This is a genomic window from Reticulibacter mediterranei, assembly GCF_016587455.1.
Window position 1 is genome coordinate 3,074,861 of the sequence record NZ_BNJK01000002.1, and the last position, 10,252, is coordinate 3,085,112.

Consider the following 10,252-nt stretch of genomic DNA (forward strand, 5'->3'; position numbering starts at 1 on the left):
AGACAAAAAAGAAATGACTATTTTTTTTGCTTCAATGGCATAAAAATTTCCTGAGCGGGCTTCTCAAGTGGTGTCAAGGGAAAGCGCAGCGGCCTTGATACCACTTGAGAAGTCTGCTAAACTCACTCAGCCATTGAAGGAAAACACCCTTAAACCGGCTCGTATTTTCACCGGCGCTGACACCGGAAAGCTGTGAATTGAGACAAGTGAAGTATCTCAATAATCTGGTTGAACAAGATCATCGTTTTATCAAACGGCTCGTCAAGCCAGGAATGGGCTTCTTTTCATTTGTAACGGCCTGGAGAACATTACATGGATATGAGATTATGAACTGTATGAGAAAAGGGCAAATCGGTGGGGTGGCTAAAGGAGATAGCAGAAGTCAAAGAGTCTTCAGATCTCCAGTCTGTTTGGAGTGGCGGTCTAAACGGAACAAGAGGTGAGGCTTCACTGCCAGAACATTCTTCCAGATTTCTTGCAACACAACCAGTCATCGCGGATCTTTATCGTATTCGGGTGTGTCGTCCCCAACTGCTGCTCAATGATCGCCAGTGCCCGTTGATACAGTGGCTCTGCTTGTTCGTATTGCCCCTGATCGCGATACCCATTTGCCAGCCCACTCAGCGTTTGGGCCACTTCGAGATGCGTTGGACCCAGAAGGCGTTCGCGCATGCGTAAGGCTTGCAGAAACAAGCGCTCAGCCTCTCCAAATTTTTTTTGCCTCTGATACAGGATTGCCAAACCCTCGAGGGTTTCAGCAATATGTGGATGTTCACCTCCTAGTTGCAGCTCTTGCATGCGTAATACCCGTTGGTATAAGTGCTCAGCCTGCTCATATTTGCCTTGATCCCGATACATCGTCGCAAGATTGCTCTGCGTGTAGGCGGTTTGTGGATTCTCAGGTCCCAATTGCTGTTCGCGGATGTCTATGGCTCGTTGAAACAACGGCTCAGCCTGCTCATATTTGCCTTGATCCCGATACATCGTCGCGAAATTGTTGAGGATGATAGCAAGAATCGGGTGCTCAGGTCCCAACTGCTGTTCTTGAATGCGCAACACTTGTATCCACAAGGATTCGGCAGCCTCATACTTACCCAGGGTATAGTATAAAAGGCCCAGGTTAATGAGCGTATCAGCGGTCCTGAGGTGGGTTGATCCCAACTGTTGTTCGCAAATGTCTAATGCTTGTCGGTAAAGGGGTTCGGCAGCTTCATACTTTCCCAGGGTATAGTATACAAGGCCCAGATAGTTGAGGGTGTCAGCGGTCTTGAGGTAGGTGGGTCCCAACTGCTGTTCCCTCAACAGGAGGACTCGCTCTAAAAGTGCCTCGGCGTCTGTATATTTGCCTTGTCTCCACAACAATTGTGCTCGTTGCTGCAACCGTGCAATCAGGACGGTTGGGTCGAGCCCCTGTTGTCGCTCTGCCAGCGTCACTGCCTGCTCCACCAGTGGTTCTGCCTCGCGGTAGCGCCCACGTGCCAGCAGATACCCCCCAGCCTTGAAGAGGATCTCACCGGACTCAGGCAGATTGCTCCCAGCCGACTCAATCAGCGGGAGGCAGGCCAGGACCTGTGCCAGTAAGCGCTCACATTGGATCCAGACCCCAAACGGTTCATAGCCCCAGTTCCCTGACTGCCCATTAGGAAAGGCAGCATTGACCATGCGAATGACCCGCTGGCTCCACAGGCAGACCGAGGCTGGCTCCATCTGGTCGGCGAGCACGGCTTGCACCAGTCGATGCACGGCGAGGGTGTGTGTTGCCGGGGAACGGGTCACCAGCGAGGCACTGCGCAAGGCAGCCAGGACGAGATGAAGCTGGTACGGATCAGCCACGACCGCACCCAGCCTCGGCCCCAGATGAGATGCCCCTGCGACCAGCATTTCCTCGGCAATCGCCTCTGGGTGCAAGAAAGCACACAGGTGCAAGAGATCCTCTGCCGCCGGGTGCGTCTTGGCGATCCGTTGAACGGAGAGCGAAAGGGTTGTACTCACGGAATCGGGGTGAGCCCCCCCATGGAGACCTCGATGAGCTAAGACGTGCTTACGTTGGTGGCTCTGATAGAGCGAGAGGTATTCGACCAGACTACATCCCGTTTCTTCCAGGTAAGCTCCTGCTTGATCGAGCGCTAGAGGCAATCCCTCCAGCAACTTCGCCAGTTCGGTTGCTGCTGCTACAGCAGAAGGAAATCCCGTTTTCTCTGGATGAGCCGTGCCTGGGGTGGACGCTTCAAACTGCCTGCTGCGACGAAGCAACAGGGTAACGCTTTCCTCCTCGCTCAGAGGAGGCACCTCCAGTGGCTCGGCCAGGGGACCGAGCGCCTGACGACGAGTGGTGATCAGGAGTGCTCCCTCCCGCATGGGAGGTAAGACCATCTGGAGGAGATCAAGCTCTTCCACATTATCAGCGATGAGCAACCACCCTGGATGGGCGGCAAGCCATCGCTTCACCGCTCCTACCATCTGGGCTTGCTCTGCCGCCTCTCGTTCGGGAAGTTGCAACTGCTCCGCGATGTGGCACAGGCTCCTCATCAGGCTCTCCTGGGTCTCTGCCTCTAGCCAGAAGACGGCGCGATACTGCGAGGCAGAGCGGTAGGCATACTCTACTGCCACCTGCGTCTTCCCAATCCCTCCCAGTCCCCAGAGTGCAGATGCCTGAGTCTGCGCGATCGTCTGTTCGATGGTGAGTCTGGTCGCTAAGGTGCATAAGATCTCTTCGCGACCAGTAAAGAAGGGATGACGGGGAAACGGAACCGTCCAGAGCCGAGCAAGAGGCACGTCTAGCCCAAGATCCTCAAACAACTCCTCTGGAGACAGATCGAAGAAACGAGCAAGTTGCTGTCGAGCAAAGGAGCGAGGGATTGCCAGATCTTGCTCCCAGCGACTAATCGTTTTCGATGCGAGACCCAGAGCTTCCGCAAGGGCCTCCTGGGTCAGGTGACGACGCAGCCGTGCCTCCCGCAACCGTGCTCCAAAACTCATAACCTCTTTGTCCCTTTCCTTATGTGCTTGGTAGAGCGAAACCATTCTTGGTGATTCATTATTTCCACGTAAACTGAAGTGAAGACTGAGAGAGTAGAGAAACAGATACCCTGCAAGAGTATATCACACTTGCTTTCCTGGAATATGAGAAAGATCACAATCCAAGGAGACAAGAAGGTATTCTAGCAGAAGCAGGTGTACCTGAAAACCTGCACTGTTCATGCCTTGTTCCTCTTTTGAAAGAAAGGAAGGTGGGAACTGTCGTCATGACAGCAGGTCCAACAAAAAACGGAATTGCAGTGAGAGGAACATCTCCGTGACCGTACTCGCTTTAGGAGAAGCAGCGCTCTTATGTGAAATTCAAGCTCTTCTCGCCTCTTTCTCCTTTTTAGCTATACCACCACTTATCACGCCAAATAGCATTTACTTTGCTATATTTCTGTTTTTAGCAAGAACCCTTTCTATTCTATCAAGAACCTTCTCTATTCTATAAGGAAGGAGACAGAAACAAAAGTCCAGCAAAAGTCCAGGAATAGTCCTGGGCAAAGCCGGCTTCTCCAGGTATCATTTTCGTAGGATACTTTCTGGTCACGTCCGGTATGTCGCGAGGAGGGAAGCCTTCTTTCCTCAGGGTTTCGCGTTCGTAGCCGTGCCAACAAGAACGATTCCTCTCTCAGACGGACCCTGGGGAAGAAGGATTCTCCAAGAGATCAAGAGAGGAAAAGGTGTGCCTGCGCTCACAGCCTGCTTTTGACCAGAGGTAGAGACGAACACATGAACTAATGACAGGAAGAGCTTATCTTCTCTCCTTGAGGTTCGGTTCATGCTTAGTTGTTGAAAAGGAGAAATCATGTTGAACTCTGTGAAAACTCTTGTCGTCGTCCTGGCATGTACAAGCGTTCTCATCTGTCTATTAGCACTGGGGGTTTTTGCTACTCCAGAGGTGAAGCCCAATGGTACTCGTGTTACTTTCATTGCACAAAGCAGCCTAGATAACCGGGGTGGCAGACCGTCTTTGGACAGTGGTATCGAGTACTAAGGCGCAGAGAACATGCCGGTATAATAGTCGCATCGATGCGTTAGATCAGTACATATCTCTTCGGTCCATCTGAGAGGCGAAGGCAACTGTGACGAAGAGCGCCGCACGCCTCTTCGTCCTGTTTTTCTACTCAAAAGAGGCTGTATGACACAGGCCGGTGTGCAGCCAGCAATCTTCTCTCTGGAAGCAGAGCCTGCTTCTAGGGATGTTCTGTGTGCTCCTGCTCGGCTGGTTTACTTCCAGCATCTTTGTGACGATACCTCCCTGATGTTGCGTGTGACTCTACGTGAGTTGGTTGGGCGCGTCATGGCGTTTCACGGCCCGATGATGAGCTGCTTCTCTTGCTGGGTGGGGATATCGTATCAGCGACTCTCAATGCTTTCCATGCATTTTTTACATTGCTTTCCTTTGACCCTCTTGATACCATTTTCACAGCACTAGGGCTGCTGATGATAGATGCTGGCTGTTATGGAACGTGTTCCTGACCAGGGCTGTCAAGGATGACGAGATGAAGAAGATTTCTCATAGTGGAGGCAAGAGACAACGAGAGAGGCTTATGGCTCACATAACGAGAATGTTTCTGCTAAAAGTTATTACGAGAATGAAAGAATTCTCTTCATCGCAATCCAGTTTCTGAGGGAAATCAAATATGTTTGAGATGACACCGGACTCCCAATTTGACCGTTCATCTAGCAATCTAACAAGCAGCAGAGAGGAACTGATCTTCCTCCTTACGTATGCATCGGATCTCGAACATAGCCTGGCCTGTGTTTGCCTGTTTGCAGCCTCCTCGCTGAAGAATGATGCAAGCGAGGGAGGATTAACTGACGCACAGGCGGAGATGGTTCGTGGCTGGCGACGACGCCTCACTCAGGCTGCAGGAAAGAGGATACGTCATCTGGCGCAACTCTCTCTCCTGCTTGTTGCGATTGATGCTATGTCAGCCATAGCTCGTCCAGCCTTGCTCAAGCCAGCATCGGTTCCTTCTTCTGAAAGCAGGCTCGCCTTGGAACCGTTCTCACAGCAGCTCCTTGATCATCTCGTGACCTATGAACACCTGAGCGCTCCTCTCACGAGACCTCAGCTTTCTGTGCATGATAGCCATGAATACCACAATCTCCCGTTCGCCTCACTCACCATCCGCGACCTGTATGACAGGCTCACGGCAGGTTTCAGTGATCTCTCAGCAGAAGAACTCTTCATCGGTCCCAAAGAGGCTCAGGCCGACCCACGCCTGCCCGATCTGGGCAATCAGCTCGTGGACGTGGTTGATCTCAAGTCAGCCAACGAGGCGCTGGCCACGATCACCGAGATGAGCAAGGGAGGATCCGGCGAGGCGGAAGCCAGTCTTTTCAGCACGATCCGTCAGGAGTACCTTTCCGCCCTCGAAGATGCTAGGCGGTCAAAGCAGCCGTTTGAGCCTGTGCGACCGGTGGTGACCAATCCTGCGCACCTCCACGGGGGAACGGCCAGCGGTACACCCATCGTTGAGACACTCACGGTTGCGGTCGCCAATCTCTTCAATGATGCCTATGACACGTTGTTACTCATGGTACGTCACCTCTTTACCCATACAGAGGAGACGGATATCGACCTGGAGCATCTTGCGCGGGCCTCATTCCACCTGATGACCACTGTCATCCGCCCGCTTGGTGATGCCCTCACACAGATGCCAGTCGATAGTACTTCCCTGCCTGGTAGGTGTGCTGGTGCCCCCTTTGGCGATGAGGGAGATATACCTGAGTTGGCCCATCGAACGGCTGTATGGGCCTTCCTTGATGAACGATTGTGGCAACTGGCTCTGACGGCAACCACATTGCGGGTGACTCCTGGTCTCCCAACGGAAATCCAGGAGGCGACAGCCGCGCTTCAAGATCTGACCTGTCAGTTTGCACCAGCAGACGGCCCACACGGGGTAGAGGCCAGGATCGCCGAACTCTCGCAAGTGCAGGCAGGATTGGAGGGGAGCATCCAGTCCTCGCTCAATGGTCCCTATTTAGTGACCAACGCCCAAACCCTGCTCAACTGGTTGGGAGAGCGACTCCCGACGCGGCCCCAGATGGCGCTCTGTCGTTGTGGAGGCTCAGCCACCAAGCCATTTTGTGATGGCACTCATGCCCGGATTGGCTTCACCGCCCACAAAGATCCCAAGCGCGTCCCAGACCAGCGTGATACCTACGTTGGAACCGCCATCACTGTGCTGGACAATCGAGGGATCTGTGCTCACTCTGGCTTCTGTACCGACCGGCTGAACACCGTGTTCCATGTAGGTGAGGAGCCATTTGCCACCCCCAATGGAGCCAGGATGGACGAAGTTATCCGAGCGGTGCGGGCCTGTCCCTCGGGGGCACTGAGTTATGCCCTGGGAGGGATCGAAATCCGCGATGGCGTGGATCAAGCACGCCCACCCAGCATCGAAGTCTCTAAGGATGGGCCGTATCGGGTGACTGGGAGGATTGCCCTCAAAGATTGGCGAGGCAATGAGGAACTGCGCAATACCGGGGTCTCCTGGGAGCACTATAGTCTGTGTCGCTGTGGTCACTCCCAGAACAAACCCTTCTGCAGTGGGATGCACTGGTCTGTCAATTTCCATGATCCGCAGGTGGATGAGGAGCAAGAACCGACGCTGTTCTCCTGGGTAGGCGGTTTGCCTGCGCTTGTGCGCATGACCCATCTCTTCTATGACAAATATATCCCCCAGGAGCCTTTGCTGCGTCCTCTCTTTGTCGAAATGTCCCCGGATCACCCAGAGCGGGTGGCAGCCTGGCTTGGCGAGGTGTTTGGCGGACCGAAGAGCTATAGTGAGCCATACGGCGGCTATTCCCGCATGCTCTCGCAGCACGTAGGCAAACAGATCACCGAAGAGCAGAGAGAGCGGTGGGTGAGCTTGTTGTGCCAGGCTGCCGATGAGGCGGGGGTGCCTAACGATCCTGAGTTCCGCTCCGCCTTTATGTCCTACATTGAGTGGGGATCACGCCTGGCGGTGGAAAACTCGGCGACGAACGCTCACCCACCACTGCAAATGCCGATGCCTCATTGGAATTGGGGCACCGCAGGACCTCCGGGATCACGGATCTCAGCGCTTGCCCCAGTAGAGGAGGAGGAACAGCCCGTTGCATTGCCCTCGGCGAATGAAGTGGTCCACTTTGCTCAACACATCAAGCCACTCTTCCGTCCAATGGATAGGCAGTCTATGAAATGGGCTTTTGACTTGTGGTCCTACTCAGACGTGACCAGGCATGCCGCTGGTATCCTCCAACGGGTACAAAATGGGTCGATGCCATGCGATGGAGCCTGGTCCCACGAGCAAGTGGAGGTCTTCCAACGCTGGATGGAGACAGGCATGCAGGAGTAAGAGTCTTAAGAGGAAATGATACTCACAACAGAGAGGGGAGAAAGCGTTGGTAATGCCTGTCTTTTGCTAATCTGAAGAGTGATAAGTAGCTGCTTTCCATATTCCGGCCCATACATGTGGAAGGCTACCCAATCGTGAGTGGTATGTGGGACTCCCATGTGAGAGATCTCCCTCTGTGATTGAATGGGATTTCATTTTTCTTCACTAGAACGTCTCTCGCTTGTTTTTTATCCCCTGGTTTTTGTCAGAACCTATCAAAGGAGGAACAATCCGGCCCTCTTTGGGTGACATACTACAATGAGAAAGCGAGCAAGAGGCATAAGCATCCAATATACTTCATATGAAAAGGAAAAAGAAATGGCCGAACATACAGAAGCAATCCCAGCACGTGGACTCATCGAGTATTTCAATCCCGAGCCTTTGCACAAAAATCCAGCATTTACGCAGGTGATTAGCGTCAGCGGACCGGTGAAAACCGTCTATGTGGGTGGGCAGAATGCAGTTGATGCGCAAGGAAACATCGTCGGTAAAGGAGATATCAAGGCCCAGGTTCAACAGGTTCTCGCTAATCTACGCGAGGCGTTAGCTGCCGCTGGAGCCGGGCCAGAGTATATCATTAAATGGAATATTTACCTGACTCAGGGGCAATCGGTGCACGAAGGATTAGCAGTGTTTCAGCAATTCTGGGGGAATCATCCCAACCCGCCAGCCATTACCATGTTGTATGTCTCAGGGCTGGCGAACCTGGACTTTCTCCTGGAAATGGAAGCGATCGCGGTCGTTCCACTTGCCTAGAGAAGCGCGATTTCTTGGGGTTGACGGACCCACGGAATGTGCAACGAGCTTGTTGAAGATCTCACTTCTTAGCCAACGAGTGCTATCAAATCTGCTTAGGTCGTGTTGAAAGAAACAAGCTACCAATGAAAAGAGGCTAGCTCGCGAATGGCCTCTGGATGAGCTTGCCGCCAGCGGCAACGCTCAGCCTGGACCTGCTTTAAGGCATCGAGCGAGGTGAAGTCCTGTGTCAACAAAGTAGCGTTACCGGTAGTTTGTTGACTCAGGATCAAGCTGAACTGTACAGAGCAATGGCCTGCCCCCGCTCAAGGCATTGGAGCAGAAGTTGCAGAGCAGGAGGTGGGGGCTGTTGCGACCATCCGTTCCAGTAGCGCCGCAGCATGATCCAAGGCTCCAGCCAGCCACGTACGGTTCGCAGTGCTACCGGCCAGGACACCTGTGGTCGCGCTGCTCTTTCCTCGCTGATTTTTTTCCCCGGTTCTTGCACCATCAGCAGGAACCTCTCGTGGGGAAATCTCTTCCAGCGCAAACAGCTCCAGAGCCGTTTGCTTCATTAGTGTCAGCGGGCGGCTGGCGTGATACCAACAGAAGGAGAAAGCGCAACAGACCAACTGCCAATGCCGTCGCATGGCTTTGTCACTCCTGACTTGTGACTTCGACCAGCCCAGAGCATGTTTGACCTGTTTGTAGCTCTGTTCCACCCGATTTTCGCAACCCATAGAGCCGGATCACTTCTTCCAGGCTGGCTGGAGGAAACGGCAGTGGCAGAACCCGTTGCTCGATAGGAGCAGGCAGATTCGTCACGAGATACCAGGTGGTCAAATCGGGCAAGGTCTCTGGATCAGTGGTGGCGACGACGGCCCGTTGCATCTTGTCTGGTCCATAAGGTCCTGCGACGATCTCCAAGGCCCACCAGTCCTGCATGCTGCCATCACGGAATCTTCTGGTGACGCGTACCCATTGGCCTGGCTGCTTTGCACCCTGCCACCCCGCCTCGCGTGCCACGTCTTGCAGGGTACCCGCCACGTCTTCGGGATGATACCAGGCATGCGACGGACCCAGCGCCATTACATACGGCACACCCAGCTTTTGCAGTTTCTGCTTCAAACCGCGATCCTCTCCGTAGAAATTATCTGCCACGACGGCACGGAAAGGCCATCCTTGCTCAACCGCTCTTTGGACCAGTTGCCAAGCCATTTTGAGTTTCGTGCGAAAGGCGGGATCATTCTTCCCTTTGGGAAAGTACTTCTCCGGGGTGTATGGTTCAACTTCCAGAGGATAATAGACCTGCGCATCTGCCCACAGGCTGGTCACTGATACGACTCCATCATCGATATTGCCTACGCTACCCAGATATTGCCGCCCAACATGAGCCGGGATGTCGACCTGCCTTGCGATCTCCCGTCTCATCAATGACCAGCACTCCCTGCCCATTGGGGGCAGTTGTCTTCTCCTCGCGCAAGAGCCTAAGTCGCTGAGCCTGTACGGCTTGCTCATCCCATTCTGACTCGGAAAGAAACCATTGCAGCTTTTGTGCACGTGGGAGTTGGGCTCCCACTACCGGTTCCGTGTTGACGAGCCCTGTCAGCGTTTTGTTCCGCTCGCTGGGTAGCAGCAGCCCTTCGAGATATTGCCGGAAACTTTCGCGTTGATTGCTTCTGTTAAATAGAGGGTCAAAGTGCTCACAATACTCCTCTAAGGGCGCTGGGGCTTTGGCGACTTCCCTGCGTTTGGTCATCGGTTTCCCTCCGTTCTTTTCTTTCAGTTTATCACTCCCTTTCCCAAGTCAACAAACTACCGCTACAGCGGTGTACACAACGATTGAGCTAGAGGCAAACTGTCTGGGAAATGTCCAGGAAATGGGCTGGTCTTTGTTCCTCTGTCTGCTCTAGAATGGTCACAGCAATCCAACACAGTCCTCCCGAATGCAGTCGGGAAAGAAAAGAAGGAAACACCAATGAGTGAGCAACATTCCAATCTGTGGGATACGTCGAAGAATGGAGGGCAGCCGATGGCTGAACCCCTCGACACCTCTGCGCTACCTGCGGTAGTCGGCCGGGCCACCTTCCAGCCGAATGGACAGG

4 protein-coding genes and 2 pseudogenes are annotated in these 10,252 nt (G+C 53.6%); 3 read left to right on the forward strand and 3 right to left on the reverse strand.

The genetic code is table 11. The features are described 5' to 3' along the window. Positions 1–182: 182 nt before the first annotated feature. A pseudogene (locus K3T83_RS52660) lies at positions 183–427 on the forward strand (DDE-type integrase/transposase/recombinase); the annotation flags it as partial. A gap of 20 nt (positions 428–447) precedes the next feature. Here the strand turns inward: K3T83_RS52660 and fxsT are convergent. Then, on the reverse strand, positions 448–2,979 hold the full coding sequence (gene fxsT, locus K3T83_RS52665) for an FxSxx-COOH system tetratricopeptide repeat protein (protein ID WP_220211043.1): 2,532 nt from the start codon (positions 2,977–2,979) through the stop codon (positions 448–450). Positions 2,980–4,667: 1,688 nt separating this feature from the next. On the opposite strand from fxsT, the gene K3T83_RS52670 reads away from it, so the two are divergent. Continuing rightward, positions 4,668–7,373: a CDGSH iron-sulfur domain-containing protein gene (locus K3T83_RS52670; RefSeq protein ID WP_220211044.1), complete on the forward strand. Its 2,706-nt coding sequence runs from the start codon at positions 4,668–4,670 to the stop codon at positions 7,371–7,373. 5 nt (positions 7,374–7,378) lie between these two features. On the opposite strand, the gene K3T83_RS52675 is transcribed toward K3T83_RS52670, so the two are convergent. Beyond that, entirely contained in the window at positions 7,379–7,531 is a 153-nt protein-coding gene (locus K3T83_RS52675; protein ID WP_220211045.1) for a hypothetical protein, read from the reverse strand. 199 nt (positions 7,532–7,730) lie between these two features. Here K3T83_RS52675 and K3T83_RS52680 point away from each other — a divergent pair, with 199 nt between their 5' ends. Continuing rightward, complete coding sequence (locus K3T83_RS52680) at positions 7,731–8,168, forward strand: RidA family protein (protein WP_220211046.1); 438 nt, start codon at positions 7,731–7,733, stop codon at positions 8,166–8,168. 305 nt (positions 8,169–8,473) lie between these two features. Here K3T83_RS52680 and K3T83_RS58750 read toward each other — a convergent pair. Next, positions 8,474–9,906, reverse strand: a pseudogene (locus tag K3T83_RS58750) (IS701 family transposase). Positions 9,907–10,252 lie beyond the last annotated feature (346 nt).